The sequence below is a fragment of the Chenggangzhangella methanolivorans genome (genome assembly GCF_042648545.1).
GTDB classification, from domain to species: Bacteria; Pseudomonadota; Alphaproteobacteria; order Rhizobiales; family Methylopilaceae; genus Methylopila; species Methylopila methanolivorans.
Genome location: NZ_JBHRXS010000004.1, coordinates 237,216 through 251,965, shown reverse-complemented (window position 1 = coordinate 251,965; position 14,750 = coordinate 237,216). Strand labels below are relative to the sequence as shown.

Sequence of the window (14,750 nt, the reverse complement as noted above, 5' to 3'; positions counted from 1 at the left end):
TCATGAGCGCACGTCGACCGATCCCGATCGAGGGCGGGGGCACGCTGAAGCCCGTCACCGTCTCGAAAATCCGCGCGGCCAAGGGCAAGGAGCCCCTGGTCTGCCTCACCGCCTACACGACGCCGATCGCCCAGGCGCTCGACCAGTCGTGCGACCTGCTGCTCGTCGGCGACAGCCTCGGCATGGTGGTGTACGGGCTCGAAAGCACCATTCCGGTCACCCTCGAGATGATGATCGCGCACGGCGCGGCGGTGTCGCGCGGCGCGAAGCACGCGCTCGTCGTCGTCGACCTGCCGTTCGGCTCTTATCAGGAGAGCCCGGCGCAGGCGTTCCGCTCCGCCGCGCGCATCCTGGCCGAAACGGGCTGCGACGCCGTCAAGCTCGAGGGCGGCGCGGTGATGGCCGAGACCATCGAGTTCCTGACCGCGCGCGGCGTGCCGGTGCTCGCCCATATCGGCCTGCAGCCGCAATCGGTGAACGCGCTCGGCGGCTATGCGGCGCGCGGCAAGCAGGCGGCCGAGGCCGAGGCGATCGTCGCCGACGCCCGCGCGGTCGCCGACGCCGGCGCCTTCGCGGTGGTGGTAGAGGGCGTCGTCGCGCCGCTCGCCGCCCGCATCACCTCGACGATCCGGGTTCCGACGATCGGGATCGGCGCATCGGCCGAATGCGACGGCCAGATTCTCGTCACCGACGACATGATGGGCATGACGTTCGGCCATGTGCCGAAATTCGTGCGCCGCTACGCCGACGTCGGCGCCGCCGTCAAGGCCGCGGCGGAAGCCTATGCGGAGGACGTGCGCGCAAGGCGCTTCCCGGCGGAAGAGCACCTCTACGGCGCGACCGGGCCGAAGATCGCGGCGGGATAGCTTACTCTGGAGGAAGTCCGCTTACGCCTGCGGCGATATGGGCGCCGGCGTCCATGCTTTGGTGGAGCACGCGAAGGATTTCGAGTTGGCTGAAACCGCTCGCCGTCCTCCCGACGCGATAGAAAATCTGATGAGAAGCTCTTCGCCGAGCACCGGCTGCGAGCTTGACGTGTATGGACCGAAGGCCCGGACGAAACTCCGATCTATCGATCGAAGATGGCCGCGCCGGATCTTCCGCAGCCAGCGCAACCGCTTTCTTCAAAAGATCCGCGTAGATGCGCGCTTGAGCGTCGCCAAAAAGACCGAGGCTTTGATCAAGGATATCGTCGATGTCGCGTCTGGCGCGTTCCGAATAAGCGACCTTCACGAACGTTTGCGGTTCAGAACGTCGTTCAGGATATCGTCGATCGTACCTTCATAAATTTGTCCCGCCTCGATGTCGGCTACGCCCTCGTTGATCGCCGCTTTCAGCGCTTCGAGTTTCCGGTTCTGCTCTTCCCGAAGCAACCGCAACCCTTCGGCGACGGCCTCGTTCGCTGAGTGGGAATATCCCCGCGCGACGCGATCCTCCACGAAGGCCGCGAGTTCGCCCGTCAGGTTGATGGTGACCGCCGACATGACCCGCTCCTTCTAAGCGGACATAGCATCGCGCTCGGGGCGCCCGACTGTCAAAGACGCCCCGAAATCCTCACTCGTCGTCGCCGTAGTCCTCCGGCGCGACGTCGAGCAGGTCGAGCTTCGGGCGGCCGCGCAGGCTTCCCGTGGCCAACGCGTCGTCGCGCTTCATGAACTTCGGCCAGGCGGGCGCCGGGGCGTAGCTCATCGGCATGTCCTCGACGTCCTCGCGGGAGGGCGCATAGATCTCTGGCTGCTGCGGCGCCGGATCCACGCGCACGGGGCGCGGGCGGCAATAGGCCGAGCCCTTGGCGTTGTGGCGCGCAAGGTCGAAGTGGAAGTGGTTCTCGTGGAACCGGTCGCTTCCGGGGCCGAGCACCGTCTTGAACAGGCCGCAGGCGCCGCCGTGGACGTCGCGCAGGAAGGCCTGCGCCTCCGGCGCGCCGTTCCGCCAGTCGCGCAGCACCGAGATCTGCGTCCCGTCCGTCAGCGTGAAGGCGCCGACGTCGAGCGCGTTGCCGAAGGAATGCTCGGAGAGCTTGGCGCCCTTTCGGTTGTTGCGGGTGCGGCAGCCGTAGGACGCCATGTTGTTCAGCGAGGCGACGCGCATGCCGAAGCGCGCCTGCGCCGCCGGCTGCACGACGTCGCGCATCCAGTCGTTGACGGCGGCGTTCATCGGGCAGCCGAGCCGCGCCGACGGATCGATCGCGGTGTCGCCTTCCTGGACGGCGGTGATCGAGAACGGATGTTCGAGCCCGCAGACGCCCGGACCGTCGATCTCCTTCACGGGCCGCGAGAAGGAGGTCGGCACGATGAGGCCGCGCGCGAGGCACACGCGCTCGGCCTCGCCGCGCCAGGCGGCCCGCTGCTCCCTCTTGAAGGAGCCGCAGGCCGCAAGCGCGCCGATCAGACAGACGGCGATGAGACCATACGCAACACGGGCCTTCATGCCCTCTAAAATGAGAGCCTTCCGGTTAACGTCCGATCAACGCCGCCGACCTCGTCGGAAAGTCTGACGACGCGGCGGCTTCTGCGCCCTAGGTGTGTGCGCCAAGGTCCGCCCGACCATGAGGAGACGACCATGACCGACGCGCCCAAGACCCTGATCGAACTCGCTGGAGCGGACCCGCAGCCGGCCTCCCTTAAGGACGCGACGCTCGTGGTGATCGACGCGCAGAACGAATATGTCGACGGCCCGATCGCGCTCCCCGGCGTCGGCCCGGCGCTCGGCGCGATCGCCGATCTGCTCGCCGCCGCGCGCGCCGCCGGGACGCCGATCGTCCATCTCGCGCACCGCGCGCCGGCCGGCGTCTTCGTCGAGGGCACGCAAGGCGCCGAGATCGCCCCGCAGGCCGCGCCCAAGGACGGCGAGCCGGTGTTCAAGAAGGAGCTGCCGAACGGCTTCACCAATCCCGAGTTCAAGCCGGCGCTCGAGAAGCTCGGGCGCAAGAACCTGATCCTGACGGGCTTCATGACGCATATGTGCGTCGACTCGACCGCCCGCGCGGCGGTGGATCTCGGCTACGGCGTCACCATCGTCGAGAACGCGACCGCGAGCCGCCCGCTTCCCGGCGCTGTCGGCAAGGCCTCGCGCTCGGCGCAGGAGGTGCATGACGGCGCGCTGGCGGGCCTCGCGGACCTCTTCGCCGTGGTGGTGAAGGACGCCGAGGGGTTGTCGAAATAGGCTGGCGACGAAGGACGGGAGACGACGCGATGGGCATTTTCGACGGCCTGCTCGGGCACGCCTCCAGCGCCTCGACGGAGACCGTTCAGCGCGACCTCGCGCCGATCCTGGCTCCGGGCGAGGTGGTGGGGCTCGCGTTCAAGCTCGTGCGCGACATGTACGTGTTCACCGACAAGCGCCTGATCCTGATCGACAAGCAGGGGATCACCGGCCGCAAGGTCGAGCATCACTCGATCCCCTACCGGGCCATCACCCAGTTCTCGATCGAGACCGCCGGCACCTTCGACATGGAGGCCGAGATGCGGATCTGGGTTTCGGGCCAGAGCGCGCCGCTGGAGCGGACGCTCGCACGCGGCGTCGACGTGGCGGGGATCCAGAGGGCGCTGGCCGCCGGCGTGCTGCGGTGAATGCAGGTCGCCATCCTCGGGCTTGAGGATCCATCGGCCGCAGACGCGGCCGACGGATAGACGCCCGGATCAAGTCAACTCTGGGCATGACGGAGGAGCCGGAAACGGCGCCGCCAGGCTCTCAGCCCTGCAGCTTCGCCTTGATCGCGCCGTTGGCGGCCGCGAAGTCGATCATGCCGGTGTACTTGGCCTTCAGCGCGCCCATGACCTTGCCCATGTCCTTCATGGAGGCCGCGCCCGTCTCGGCGATGGCGGCGTCGATCGCGGCCGACACCTCCTCGTCCGACAGCTGCTTGGGCAGAAACTCCTGGATGACTGCGATCTCGGCCTTCTCCTTGGCGGCGAGTTCGGGCCGGGCGTTCTCCTCGTAGATCGCGGCCGACTCCTGGCGCTGCTTCACCATCTTGGCGAGCAGCTGCTTCAGCTCGTCGTCGGTCGCGGTCTCCTTGCCGGCGCCGCGGGCCTCGATGTCACGGTCCTTGAACGCGGCCACGACGAGGCGCAGCGTGCCCGTACGGTCGGCGTCGCGGGCTTTCATGGACTCTTTCAGGGCCGCCGAGATCGCCTCGCGCATGGGGTTTCCAGTCCTTTACGTCGTCTGTCGCGCCGCTTTGTTGACGGCGCCGGGGTCGGCGCCTAGGTTCCGGCCGACGCCGACCGCCCTATTGGCCGCCGGCTCTTGGGTCAAGACAATCATGACGCTTGCGACGAACACGGCCGACCGCGGCTGGGAAGAAACGCGCCCCACCGCCCGCCTGCTGCTGGCGGACGGGACCGTGATCGAGGGCGAAGGCTTCGGCGCCGAAGGCGTCGCGGCCGGGGAGCTCTGCTTCAACACCGCGATGACAGGCTATCAGGAGATCCTGACGGACCCCTCCTACGCCGGCCAGATCATCACCTTCACGTTCCCCCACATCGGCAATGTCGGCGTGAACGAGGACGACCTCGAGACCATCAAGGCGGCGGCCGCCTCGGGCGTGCGCGGCGCGGTGTTCTCGGCCGACGTCACCGACCCGTCGAACTGGCGCGCGACCCGCAGCCTCGACGCCTGGCTGAAGGCCCACGGCATTGTCGCGATCACCGGCGTCGACACCCGCGCTCTCACCGCGCTCGTGCGCGAGAAGGGCATGCCGAACGCCGTCATCGCCCATGCGCCCGACGGCGAGATCGACGACGCGAAGCTCAAGGCCGAACTCGCCGCCTTCCCCGGCCTCGAGGGCCAGGACCTCGTGCCGATGGTCGGCGCGACCCAGCGCTACGGCTGGGACGAAGGCGCCTGGGGCTGGCCCGGCCACGAGGCGCCGGGCGTCTATGGCGCGCGCCCGGAAGGCGCGGCCAAGAAGGTCGTGGCGATCGACTACGGCCTCAAGCGCAACATCCTGCGCCTGCTGACCGCGGCCGGCTGCGAGGTCACGGTGCTCCCCGCGACCGCGACCGCCGACGAGGTTCTGGCGCTCTCGCCCGACGGCGTGTTCCTGTCGAACGGTCCGGGCGACCCGGCCGCGACGGGCGCATACGCCGTGCCGATGATCCAAGGCGTTCTGGAGAAGAGCGTGCCGACCTTCGGCATCTGCCTCGGGCACCAGATGCTGGCGCTCGCCGTCGGCGCGAAGACCGAGAAGATGCATCAGGGCCATCATGGCGCGAACCATCCGGTGAAGGACCTGACGACCGGCAAGGTCGAGATCGTCTCGATGAACCACGGTTTTTCGGTCGATCGCGAGAGTCTGCCCGCCAATGCGCGCGAGACCCATGTGTCGCTGTTCGACGGCTCGAACTCCGGCATCGAGCTCACCGACCGGCCGGCCTTTTCGGTGCAGCACCACCCGGAGGCCTCGCCCGGCCCGCAGGACAGCCACTACCTGTTCAAGCGGTTCGTGGAGCTGATGGACGGCAAGCGAGGCTGACGGATGGGCGACGTCGACGATCGGCCGATCCGTCACGTCGTCTTTAATCCTTCTGCACGCGCGTCACTCGTCGAGGCGCTGAAGAGCCTCGGCCGTCCGGACGAGGTCGTCGCGCTCTTCGACGACTTGCGCTGTGGGCCGCTCGACCTGGGCGATCTGCCCGCGCGCGAGCGCTGGTTCGACGAGGTCCTGGGCGTCGATTACGAACGTGGCCTGATCGGGCAGCGCCACACGGACTTCTGGCCGAAAGCGCTCGCCCCCGACCGCCGCCTCATCGCATGGACGACGCGGCACGGGGCTCAGGACTGGATCGGCTTCCTGTTTTGGGCCGCGCGACTGAGCGAGGCTCTGGCGGAAGTGATCGACATCTCGGACGTGCTTTTTCCGGATTGGCGCGATCCTACGAGTCTTCGTCGTCGGCCCGTCGCGCGCATAGCGCCTTATCAAATTGTCGAGCAGCGCCTAATCGAACTCGCCCGCCCCGTCACGGCGAAGGAGCGCGCCGAGGCGCGGGACGAGGTTTCGCGCCTCGTAGCCGAGAACGGCGCGTTCCGGGCCGTCCATGCCGGGGCGCCCGTCTCCCTGCCGATCGAAGCCTTCGACCAGCAGCTTCTCTCAAAAACGTCGACGACGCTGCGGAAAGCCGCACGCGTCATCGGCGAAGTTTTGGCGGACATGGACGAGCGCGACGGCTGGCCCGTCGGCGACCTACCGCTCGCCGTCCGCCTATGCGCGCTCGTCGAGGCTGGCCGGCTCGAAGCTGCGGGCGACATCTATGGAAGCATCCGGTACTGGGAGGTAAAGCTGCCTTCCTCGCAGCCATGATGCGATCCGCCGTGTTTGATCCCCCTGCACGATCTGATCTTCTCGTCCGCGACGCGACCGACGCCGACATGGACGCGGTCGCCGAGATCTACGCGCATCACGTCCTGACCGGCTGCGCGAGCTTCGAGGAGGTCCCGCCCTCCCCCGCCGAGATGGCCGCGCGGCGACTGGTCGTGCTCGCGCTCGGCGCGCCCTACCTCGTCGCCGAACTCGACGGCCGCGTCGCCGGCTACGCCTACGCCGGCAGCTACCGCGCGCGCCCGGCCTATCGCCACACGGTCGAGGACTCGGTCTATGTCGCCCCCGACGCGCTCGGGCGCGGCGTCGGCAAGGCGCTGCTGGCCGAGACCATCGCACGCTGCGAGGCCGCGGGTTTCCGCCAGATGATCGCGGTGATCGGCGACAGCGCCAACGCCGGCTCGATCGCGCTCCACGCCTCGCTCGGGTTCCGCGACGTGGGGACGTTTTCCGACGTCGGCTTCAAGTTCGGCCGCTGGGTCGACAGCGTGATGATGCAGCTGCCGCTCGGCCGGGGCGGCGAGACGCTCCCGGACCAAAGGGATTGATAAGCCGCAGCCTGGTCCTGCGGCTCGGGCTCGGGCAGCTGATCGGCTGGGGCGCCACTTACTATCTCGTCGGCGTCTTCGCGCCGCGCATCGCGGCCGACCTCGGCTGGAGCCTGTCGGCCGTGCAGGGCGGCTTCTCGGTCGGCCTGCTCGCCATGGCGCTCGCCTCGCCCGCCGTCGGCCGCGCGATCGACCGCCATGGCGGCCGGGCGGTGATGACCGCCGGTTCGCTCGTCGGCGCGGCGGGCTGCGCGGGCCTCGCGCTCGCGCACGGACCCTGGAGCTACTGCGCCGCCTGGGTCGTGATCGGCGTCGCGATGCGCTTGATGCTCTACGACGCCGCCTTCGCGGCGCTGGCGCGGATCGGCGGGCGCGACGCCAAGGCCGCGATGGCGCAGATCACCTTGCTCGGCGGGCTCGCCTCCACCGTGTTCTGGCCGCTCGGCGACGCGCTCGCCGACGCCTTCGGCTGGCGCGGCGCGGTGACGGCCTATGCGCTGATCTGCGCGGCCTCGGCGCTGCTGCATATCGGGATCCCGAACGGCCGCCACGCCGCGCCCGCGCCCGATCCGAAAGCTGATGCGCCCGAGCCCGTGCGCCGCGGCTCGCGCCGCGCGGCCGTGCTCTACGCGATCGCGGTCGCGCTGGTGAGCGCGCTCAACTCGGCGATGTCCGCGCATATGATCGGAATCCTGGCGGCGCTCGGTCTTCCGCTCCAGGCGGCGGTCTGGATCGCGGCGCTGCGCGGCTTCGGGCAGACGGGCGCGCGCGGCTGCGAGGTTCTGTTCGGCGCGCGGCTGAGCGCCGTCGACCTCAACCTCCTCGCAGCCCTCATGCTGCCGTTGGGCTTCGCCGCGGCGTTCGGCGCGCCGCTCATGGGGGCGGCCGCAGCCTTCGCGCTCTTGTTCGGGGCGGGCAACGGGCTCTCGACCATCACGCGCGGCACGCTGCCGCTCGCGCTGTTCGATCCGGCGACCTATGGGTCGCTGGTCGGCCGGCTGATCGCGCCGAGCTTCCTGCTGTCGGCCGGCGCGCCGGTCGCCTATGCGCTCGTGATCGAGCGGTGGGGCAGCGAGGCCGCGCTCTGGCTGTCGCTCGCGCTCGCCGGCGGCGCTCTCGCGGCCGCGATCGGCCTGAAGGCGAGCGCGCGCTAGGAGCGTCCCCAACGCTCCCTGAGCCCGCCCGCAGGGCCGAACACCGGGTCGGTCGCCGGAACCGGCGTCTCTGCGATTCGCGCGACGGCGGCCTCATGGGCCGCGACGTCGTCGGAGCGGATCATGTCGTAGGGCTCGTCGGCCGGATAGGCGCCGACGACGAGGAAGTCCGGGCTGGCGTCGATCCGCTTGTGGCCCGTTCCGGCGGGCAGGACCGCGACGTCGCCCGTCTCCAGCCTCAGCGTCTCGCCGGCCTCGCCGCCGAATCGAACCTCCGCCCAGCCATGGGCGACGCCAAGCGCCTCGTGGCAGGTCGAATGGTAGTGGTGGAAGGGATAGACGCCGTCGCGCCAGAAGCCGCCCCAGCCATTGGCCGCGAACAGCGCCTCGATCGCCGCCGCGCTGTCGCCGCCGGCCGACGCCTTTAGCGCGCCGCGGTGAAGCAGAAGTTCGAAGCGTGGGTGGTTGGGCGTCGCGCCGTCATCGGAAAAGCGGAGCGCGAGCGTCCTCATATCGTCGTTCGACAACTTAGGAGCCTTGTTTTTGGCGGCCGGGGACAGCCGCATCCTAGGCGGGAACGGCGACGGGCCCTGCTCGTTCCGGGAAAGCTTCCCATCGGCCGGCTTGACTGAGCCCGGCGCCTATGCGCCATAGTCGCATCTGCAATCGGATTTTGGACGCCCTGTCTGGCCTTCGCATCGGCGGTATCCCCGCCTTAGCTTCGCCCGAACGACACGCACCAAAGTTGAGATTGTGCCCGGCAGATGGATCGTGTGATCGATCGGCCAAATGCGCACACGCGCTTGTCTTTGAGGGAAGCAGGAATGCCCAGCGGCACCGTCAAGTTCTTCAACACCCAGAAGGGATACGGTTTCATTCAGCCGGTCGACGGCTCGAAGGACGTGTTCGTTCACATTTCGGACGTCGAGCGTTCGGGCCTTCACACCCTCGTCGAGGGCCAGAAGGTGGCGTTCGAAGTCGTCATGGATCGCGGCAAGACCAAGGCCGCGAACCTGAAGGCCGAGTGATCGGGCCGTCGGGGCGCGCGGGCCTTGCCCGTCGGACCGACACTGAAATTCCGGCGGGGCGCTTCGCAAGAAGCGCCCCGTTCGTTTTTGTCGCGCCGGCCGCGGGCTTCCCAACCCGGCCCCGCATGGGCTACGGCGCGTCCCCGGGGGCGGACCGGTCCGCTTGATCAGGAGAACCGGACAGACATGCCGATGAGCTATCGCCGCATTTCGGGCGCGGATCTCGCGCACGGGCTCAAGACAGCGAGCATCACGCCTGAGCAGTTCGCCGCGCTCTATGGCGTGCCCGCCAAGCGCGTCGACAAGTGGCTGACCGAGAAGACCGAGGTGCCGCACGCGGTGGCGCTGTTCGTCGGCCTGATCGCCGACCCGCTGATCCTCGAGAAGGCGCTGGTCATCACCAAATACATGGTCGATCCCGGCGCGGCGCCGACCGCCGACGACGCCGAGGACTGAGGTCCTCGCGGCGCCTCGCCGCCGGGGGCGGCGGGCGCCTCACTCCTTCACGCGCTGGAGCTCGTGGGCGAGACGGCGCGAGACGCCGCGCGGGATGAAGCGCGTGCCGAACGCGCCGAGCTTCGGCAGCGCGCCGGGGATGACGATCGCCTCGCCCGCCTGAAAACCCTCGAACCCCGCTTTGGCGACGTCTTCGGCCGAGACCACGCCGGTCTTGAACAGCGCCGCGTCGCCCATCTTGGCGACTTCGCCGAATTCGGTCGGCACCGGCCCGGGACAGAGCGCGGTGACGGTCACGTTCTTGCTCTTGGCCTCTTCGTGCAGCGCTTCGGAAAGCGACAGCAGATAGGCCTTGCTGGCGTAGTAGACCGCCATCTCGGGGCCCGCCTGGAAGGCCGCGAGCGAGGCGACGTTCAGGATGCCGCCCTTGCCGCGCGCCAGCATGCCGGGAAGGAAGAGGCCGGCGAGCGCGGTCGGCGCGGTCACGTTGACCTGGACCATGGCGAGCTGGCGGTCGAGCGGCAGCTTGGCGAAGTCGCCGCGCAGGCCGAAGCCTGCGTTGTTGACCAGCACGTCGACGACGAGGCCCTTGCGGCCGATCGCGATCGCGAGCTCCTTCGCGCCGTCGGGCTTCGCCAGATCCGCCGGCGCGACCGCCGCCTCGATGGCGTGCTTGTCCCAGAACTCCTTGGCGAGCGCCTTCAGCCGGTCCGCGCGCCGCGCGGTCAGGATGATCTTGTCGCCGTTGGCCGCGAACAGCCGCGCGAGCTCCACGCCGATGCCCGACGAAGCCCCGGTGATCAGCACCGTGCGGTTGTTCTCGAAAAGCGACATGGATCTCTCTCGGCGGGTCGGAATGGGATGGGAGACGGCGCTCGGCCTCGGGTCCGACTGTGCAGTTAGGGCGACGCCCCGCGCAATTCTCGCTCTTGCCCGCTCGCGGAACATTGAGCCGCAGGCGCGCCGCCTTAGGTGCGCGGCCATGACCGAAGACGCCATGACCGCAGACCCCGTCCTCGTCCGCTTCGCGCGCGATTTCTCAAAGGGCGATCCGGACGCCGTCGCCCGGGCGCAGGCGTTCGCGGCCGCGCCGCCGACTGTGCCCGAGCAGATGGGCTTCTACGGCTCCGAGGACTATGGGCCGCAGGCCCGCGCCTATCTCGCGACGGTCTCGCACCTCAACAACGAGGGCCACGTCCAGGACGTCGAGGACAAATACGTCATCGAGCTGCTTCACCGCTGGCGCGACGAAGGGCGGTTCTCTCCGGACGATCTCCCGCCCGCCGCCAAGGCCGTGTTCGGCCCGATGCTGGCCGACGACTTCAGCGGCCTGTGGGACGCGCCCGACGCTCTTTCGCGCTACGTGGAGACTTTCTGCGCGACGTTCGCGGAGGCGGCGGCGGAGCTCGATGCCGCGCTCGCCGGGAAAGGCGACGCCCTGCTGTCGATCGACGCGACCGACGGCGACACAGTGTTCTTCGCCTTCGTCGCCCCCGAGATCGCCGAGCGCTGGCGCGACAAGGCCCTGTGCGAGTACGAAGGCTATGTGGCGGGCGTCCGCTCGCCGATGTGGGATCGGATGTACGCCTTTCTCGGCTACGGTCTCGGGCTCTATCACGAGCCCGGCTGGCGCGAGGCGCCGCCGCCCGGCACGCCCTCTCGCAAGCCCGACATTCCTTTCGCGCTGTGACGGCGCGCACGCGCGCGGCCCCGGCGTCGGGGAAAGCCCAAAGCCCGGCTTCCCTGCCAGCGCGCGACTGTGTAAGGAACGCGCTCAGCCACGCATGACTCCTCCGCGCTCCGCTCTTCTTCGAGCGGCGGCGCCGCGCCGCCTGCCGGCGCCCGATGGAAAGACCCGATGCCCAAACGCACCGACATCGCGACGATCCTCATCATCGGCGCGGGACCGATCGTCATCGGGCAGGCCTGCGAATTCGACTATTCCGGCACGCAAGCGGTGAAGGCCCTGAAGGAAGAGGGCTACCGGATCGTGCTGGTGAACTCGAACCCCGCCACCATCATGACCGACCCGGACATGGCGGACGCAACCTACGTCGAGCCGATCACGCCCGAGATCGTCGAGAAGATCATCGCCAAGGAGCGCAACGTCGTTCCGGGCGGCTTCGCGCTCCTGCCGACGATGGGCGGCCAGACCGCGCTCAACTGCGCGCTGTCGCTGAAGAAGATGGGCGCGCTCGAGCGCCACGACGTCGAGATGATCGGCGCGACCGCCGAAGCCATCGACATGGCCGAGGACCGCGAGCTCTTTCGCGAGGCCATGACCAGGATCGGCCTCGAGACCCCGCGCTCGATGCTGGCCCATAACCTCTCCGAGGCGCTCGTCGCCTTCGAGGAGATCGGCCTTCCCGCGATCATCCGCCCGAGCTTCACCATGGGCGGCACCGGCGGCGGCATCGCGTACAATCGCGAGGAGTTCCTCGAGATCGTCGAGCGCGGCGTCGACGCCTCGCCGACCGACGAGGTTCTGATCGAGGAAAGCGTGCTCGGCTGGAAGGAGTACGAGATGGAGGTCGTCCGCGACAAGGCGGACAACTGCATCATCGTCTGCTCGATCGAGAACGTCGACCCGATGGGCATCCACACCGGCGACTCGATCACCATCGCGCCGGCGCTCACGCTGACCGACAAGGAATATCAGCGCATGCGCGACGCCTCGCTCGCGACGCTGCGCGAGATCGGCGTCGAGACCGGCGGCTCCAACGTCCAGTTCGCGATCGACCCGAAGACGGGCCGCATGATCGTGATCGAGATGAACCCGCGCGTGTCGCGCTCCTCCGCGCTCGCCTCCAAGGCCACCGGCTTCCCGATCGCCAAGGTCGCGGCCAAGCTCGCCGTCGGCTACACGCTCGACGAAATCGAGAACGACATCACGGGCGGCGCGACGCCTGCCTCGTTCGAGCCGACGATCGACTACGTCGTCACGAAGATCCCGCGCTTCGCCTTCGAAAAGTTCCCGGGCGCCGAGCCCACGCTCACCACCTCGATGAAGTCGGTCGGCGAGGCGATGGCGATCGGCCGCTCCTTCGCCGAGAGCCTCCAGAAGGCGCTGCGCTCGCTCGAGACCGGCCTCACAGGCCTCGACGAGATCGAGATCGACGGCATCGGCCAGGGCGACGACAAGAACGCCATCCGCGCCGCGCTCGGCAAGCCGACGCCGGACCGGCTGCTGAAGGTCGCGCAGGCGCTGCGCCACGGCTTCACCATCGAGGAGATCCACGAGGCCTGCGCTTTCGACCCGTGGTTCATCTCGCAGATCAAGACGCTGGTGGAGACCGAGGAGAAGGTTCGCCGCCACGGCCTGCCGACGACCGAGAAGTCGTTCCGGCGCCTGAAGGCGCAAGGGTTCTCGGACGCCCGCCTCGGCACGCTCTCCAAGCTCTCGGCCGAGCAGGTCCAGGCGCGCCGCCGCTCGCTCGGCGTGCGGCCGGTCTACAAGCGCATCGACACCTGCGCGGCCGAGTTCGCCTCGCCGACCGCCTACATGTACTCGACCTACGCGCCGCCCTTCGCCGGCGGCGAGCCCCAGGACGAGGCGCAGCCCTCCGACCGCAAGAAGGTCGTGATCCTGGGCGGCGGACCGAACCGGATCGGCCAGGGCATCGAGTTCGACTACTGCTGCTGCCACGCCTGCTTCGCGCTGACCGAGGCCGGCTACGAGACCATCATGGTCAACTGCAATCCCGAGACGGTCTCGACCGACTACGACACCTCCGACCGACTCTATTTCGAGCCGCTGACCGCCGAGGACGTGCTCGAGATCCTCGAGACCGAGCGCCAGAACGGCACGCTCCACGGCGTCATCGTGCAGTTCGGCGGCCAGACTCCGCTGAAACTCGCCACCGCGCTCGAAAAGGCCGGGATCCCGATCCTCGGCACCACGCCCGACGCGATCGACCTCGCCGAAGACCGCGACCGCTTCAAGCGCCTGCTCGACAAGCTCGGCCTCGTGCAGCCGATGAATGGGATCGCCTATTCGGTCGAACAGTCGCGGATCGTGGCCTCCGACCTCGGCTTCCCGCTGGTCGTGCGCCCGTCCTACGTGCTCGGCGGCCGGGCGATGGCGATCCTGCACGACGAGAAGATGCTGTCGGACTACCTGCTCGGCACCCTGCCGGACCTCGTGCCGGAAGACGTCAAGCAGCGCTATCCGAACGACAAGACCGGCCAGATCAACACGGTGCTGTCGCGTAACCCGCTGCTGTTCGACCGCTATCTGTCCGACGCCATCGAGGTCGACGTCGACGCGCTCTGCGACCGCAAGGACGTGTTCGTCTGCGGCATCATGGAGCATATCGAGGAAGCCGGCGTGCATTCGGGCGACAGCGCCTGCTCGCTGCCGCCGCATTCGCTCTCCGAAGAGCTGATCGAGACGCTGAAGAGCCAGACCCGCGCGCTCGCGCTCGCGCTCGAGGTCGGCGGCCTCATGAACGTGCAGTACGCCATCAAGGACGGCGTCATCTACGTTCTGGAAGTGAATCCCCGCGCCTCGCGCACGGTGCCCTTCGTCGCGAAGGTGGTCGGAAAGCCCTTCGCCAAGATCGCCTCGCGCGTGATGGCGGGCGAAAGCCTCGCGTCCTTCGGCCTGAAGGAAGAGCCGCTCGGCCATATCGGCGTGAAGGAGGCGGTGTTCCCCTTCGCCCGCTTCCCCGGCGTCGACACTGTGCTCGGGCCCGAGATGCGCTCGACCGGCGAGGTCATGGGCCTCGACCGCGACTACGGCGTCGCCTTCGCCAAGAGCCAGCTCGGCGGCGGCACGCGGGTCCCGCGCGAGGGCGTGCTGTTCGTCTCCGTGAAGGAGGCCGACAAGGACCGGATCCTCGCGCCGGTGAAGATGCTGGCCGAGCTCGGCTTCAAGGTGATCGCGACGTCGGGCACCCAGAAGCACCTCGTCGCCAACGGCGTTAAGGCGCATAAGATCAACAAGGTGCTGGAGGGCCGTCCGCACGTCGTGGACGCCATCAAGAACGGCGGGGTGCAGCTCGTCTTCAACACGACCGACGGCGCTCAGGCGCTCGCCGACAGCCGGTCTCTCCGCCGCGCGGCCCTCTTGCACAAAGTGCCGTACTATACGACGCTGTCCGGCGCGGTGGCGGCGGCGCAAGGGATCAAGGCCTATCTGGGCGACGATCTGGAAGTGCGGTCGCTGCAGTCCTATTTCGGCTGAGCGGCCCGGCTCGCCGAACCGACCGGAACGTCGAACGGGCTTCCGACGTTTCTGATC

17 protein-coding genes are annotated in these 14,750 nt (G+C 68.7%); 11 read left to right on the top strand and 6 right to left on the bottom strand.

Annotation, left to right across the window (positions count from 1 at the left end):
• The first annotated feature begins 2 nt into the window (after positions 1-2).
• Positions 3-866, top strand: a complete 864-nt coding sequence (gene panB, locus ACFOWB_RS06530) for a 3-methyl-2-oxobutanoate hydroxymethyltransferase (protein ID WP_378146357.1) — start codon at positions 3-5, stop codon at positions 864-866.
• 1 nt (position 867) lies between these two features.
• Here the strand turns inward: panB and ACFOWB_RS06525 are convergent, their stop codons facing one another.
• The 3 genes from ACFOWB_RS06525 to ACFOWB_RS06515 form a co-directional block, all read right to left on the bottom strand.
• Entirely contained in the window at positions 868-1,233 is a 366-nt protein-coding gene (locus tag ACFOWB_RS06525; protein WP_378146354.1) for a type II toxin-antitoxin system RelE/ParE family toxin, read from the bottom strand.
• A complete protein-coding gene (locus ACFOWB_RS06520; RefSeq protein WP_261404077.1) occupies positions 1,230-1,484 on the bottom strand; it encodes a type II toxin-antitoxin system ParD family antitoxin in 255 nt (84 codons plus the stop codon). Before ACFOWB_RS06520 ends, ACFOWB_RS06525 begins: the two co-directional genes overlap by 4 nt.
• 70 nt (positions 1,485-1,554) lie before the next feature.
• On the bottom strand, positions 1,555-2,430 hold the full coding sequence (locus ACFOWB_RS06515; RefSeq protein ID WP_261404078.1) for an extensin-like domain-containing protein: 876 nt from the start codon (positions 2,428-2,430) through the stop codon (positions 1,555-1,557).
• A gap of 132 nt (positions 2,431-2,562) precedes the next feature.
• Here ACFOWB_RS06515 and ACFOWB_RS06510 point away from each other — a divergent pair, with 132 nt between their 5' ends.
• Both ACFOWB_RS06510 and ACFOWB_RS06505 read left to right on the top strand, forming a co-directional pair.
• The gene (locus ACFOWB_RS06510; RefSeq protein WP_261404079.1) at positions 2,563-3,165 is read left to right on the top strand and encodes an isochorismatase family protein; all 603 of its coding nucleotides are present in this window, start codon (positions 2,563-2,565) and stop codon (positions 3,163-3,165) included.
• 29 nt (positions 3,166-3,194) lie between these two features.
• On the top strand, positions 3,195-3,572 hold the full coding sequence (locus ACFOWB_RS06505) for a PH domain-containing protein (RefSeq protein WP_261404080.1): 378 nt from the start codon (positions 3,195-3,197) through the stop codon (positions 3,570-3,572).
• Between the two features lie 121 nt (positions 3,573-3,693).
• On the opposite strand, the gene ACFOWB_RS06500 is transcribed toward ACFOWB_RS06505, so the two are convergent.
• A complete protein-coding gene (locus ACFOWB_RS06500; protein ID WP_261404081.1) occupies positions 3,694-4,146 on the bottom strand; it encodes a GatB/YqeY domain-containing protein in 453 nt (150 codons plus the stop codon).
• 121 nt (positions 4,147-4,267) lie between these two features.
• Here ACFOWB_RS06500 and carA point away from each other — a divergent pair, with 121 nt between their 5' ends.
• Genes carA through ACFOWB_RS06480 form a run of 4 tightly spaced genes read left to right on the top strand, consistent with a single transcriptional unit; the run spans position 4,268 to position 8,024 of the window.
• A complete protein-coding gene (gene carA / locus ACFOWB_RS06495) occupies positions 4,268-5,479 on the top strand; it encodes a glutamine-hydrolyzing carbamoyl-phosphate synthase small subunit (protein ID WP_378146350.1) in 1,212 nt (403 codons plus the stop codon).
• A gap of 3 nt (positions 5,480-5,482) precedes the next feature.
• A complete protein-coding gene (locus tag ACFOWB_RS06490; RefSeq protein ID WP_378146348.1) occupies positions 5,483-6,304 on the top strand; it encodes a DUF3658 domain-containing protein in 822 nt (273 codons plus the stop codon).
• Positions 6,304-6,870, top strand: a complete 567-nt coding sequence (locus ACFOWB_RS06485) for a GNAT family N-acetyltransferase (RefSeq protein WP_378146890.1) — start codon at positions 6,304-6,306, stop codon at positions 6,868-6,870. Before ACFOWB_RS06490 ends, ACFOWB_RS06485 begins: the two co-directional genes overlap by 1 nt.
• Positions 6,867-8,024, top strand: a complete 1,158-nt coding sequence (locus tag ACFOWB_RS06480) for an MFS transporter (RefSeq protein WP_261404084.1) — start codon at positions 6,867-6,869, stop codon at positions 8,022-8,024. Before ACFOWB_RS06485 ends, ACFOWB_RS06480 begins: the two co-directional genes overlap by 4 nt.
• Here the strand turns inward: ACFOWB_RS06480 and ACFOWB_RS06475 are convergent.
• A complete protein-coding gene (locus tag ACFOWB_RS06475; RefSeq protein ID WP_378146345.1) occupies positions 8,021-8,551 on the bottom strand; it encodes a cupin in 531 nt (176 codons plus the stop codon). The genes ACFOWB_RS06480 and ACFOWB_RS06475 overlap by 4 nt on opposite strands.
• Positions 8,552-8,848: 297 nt before the next feature.
• Between ACFOWB_RS06475 and ACFOWB_RS06470 the strand changes: the two genes are divergently transcribed.
• On the top strand, positions 8,849-9,052 hold the full coding sequence (locus ACFOWB_RS06470; protein WP_261404086.1) for a cold-shock protein: 204 nt from the start codon (positions 8,849-8,851) through the stop codon (positions 9,050-9,052).
• Positions 9,053-9,238: 186 nt separating this feature from the next.
• A complete protein-coding gene (locus ACFOWB_RS06465; RefSeq protein ID WP_378146343.1) occupies positions 9,239-9,508 on the top strand; it encodes a hypothetical protein in 270 nt (89 codons plus the stop codon).
• A 39-nt stretch (positions 9,509-9,547) separates the two neighbouring features.
• Here ACFOWB_RS06465 and ACFOWB_RS06460 read toward each other — a convergent pair whose 3' ends face one another.
• Entirely contained in the window at positions 9,548-10,342 is a 795-nt protein-coding gene (locus ACFOWB_RS06460) for an SDR family NAD(P)-dependent oxidoreductase (RefSeq protein WP_261404088.1), read from the bottom strand.
• 148 nt (positions 10,343-10,490) lie between these two features.
• Between ACFOWB_RS06460 and ACFOWB_RS06455 the strand changes: the two genes are divergently transcribed.
• On the top strand, positions 10,491-11,198 hold the full coding sequence (locus tag ACFOWB_RS06455; RefSeq protein ID WP_378146340.1) for a hypothetical protein: 708 nt from the start codon (positions 10,491-10,493) through the stop codon (positions 11,196-11,198).
• Between the two features lie 168 nt (positions 11,199-11,366).
• Positions 11,367-14,693, top strand: coding sequence for a carbamoyl-phosphate synthase large subunit (carB, locus tag ACFOWB_RS06450; RefSeq protein WP_378146338.1), 3,327 nt, complete (start codon positions 11,367-11,369; stop codon positions 14,691-14,693).
• Positions 14,694-14,750: the final 57 nt, after the last annotated feature.

Excerpts from the sequence above, each read along its gene's own strand:
- panB (WP_378146357.1), top strand. The coding sequence starts at position 3 with ATGAGCGCACGTCGACCGATCCCGATCGAGGGCGGGGGCACGCTGAAG.
- ACFOWB_RS06520 (WP_261404077.1), bottom strand. The coding sequence starts at position 1,484 with ATGTCGGCGGTCACCATCAACCTGACGGGCGAACTCGCGGCCTTCGTG.
- ACFOWB_RS06515 (WP_261404078.1), bottom strand. The coding sequence starts at position 2,430 with ATGAAGGCCCGTGTTGCGTATGGTCTCATCGCCGTCTGTCTGATCGGC.
- ACFOWB_RS06510 (WP_261404079.1), top strand. The coding sequence starts at position 2,563 with ATGACCGACGCGCCCAAGACCCTGATCGAACTCGCTGGAGCGGACCCG.
- ACFOWB_RS06505 (WP_261404080.1), top strand. The coding sequence starts at position 3,195 with ATGGGCATTTTCGACGGCCTGCTCGGGCACGCCTCCAGCGCCTCGACG.
- ACFOWB_RS06500 (WP_261404081.1), bottom strand. The coding sequence starts at position 4,146 with ATGCGCGAGGCGATCTCGGCGGCCCTGAAAGAGTCCATGAAAGCCCGC.
- carA (WP_378146350.1), top strand. The coding sequence starts at position 4,268 with ATGACGCTTGCGACGAACACGGCCGACCGCGGCTGGGAAGAAACGCGC.
- ACFOWB_RS06490 (WP_378146348.1), top strand. The coding sequence starts at position 5,483 with ATGGGCGACGTCGACGATCGGCCGATCCGTCACGTCGTCTTTAATCCT.
- ACFOWB_RS06485 (WP_378146890.1), top strand. The coding sequence starts at position 6,304 with ATGCGATCCGCCGTGTTTGATCCCCCTGCACGATCTGATCTTCTCGTC.
- ACFOWB_RS06470 (WP_261404086.1), top strand. The coding sequence starts at position 8,849 with ATGCCCAGCGGCACCGTCAAGTTCTTCAACACCCAGAAGGGATACGGT.
- ACFOWB_RS06465 (WP_378146343.1), top strand. The coding sequence starts at position 9,239 with ATGCCGATGAGCTATCGCCGCATTTCGGGCGCGGATCTCGCGCACGGG.
- ACFOWB_RS06460 (WP_261404088.1), bottom strand. The coding sequence starts at position 10,342 with ATGTCGCTTTTCGAGAACAACCGCACGGTGCTGATCACCGGGGCTTCG.
- ACFOWB_RS06455 (WP_378146340.1), top strand. The coding sequence starts at position 10,491 with ATGACCGAAGACGCCATGACCGCAGACCCCGTCCTCGTCCGCTTCGCG.
- carB (WP_378146338.1), top strand. The coding sequence starts at position 11,367 with ATGCCCAAACGCACCGACATCGCGACGATCCTCATCATCGGCGCGGGA.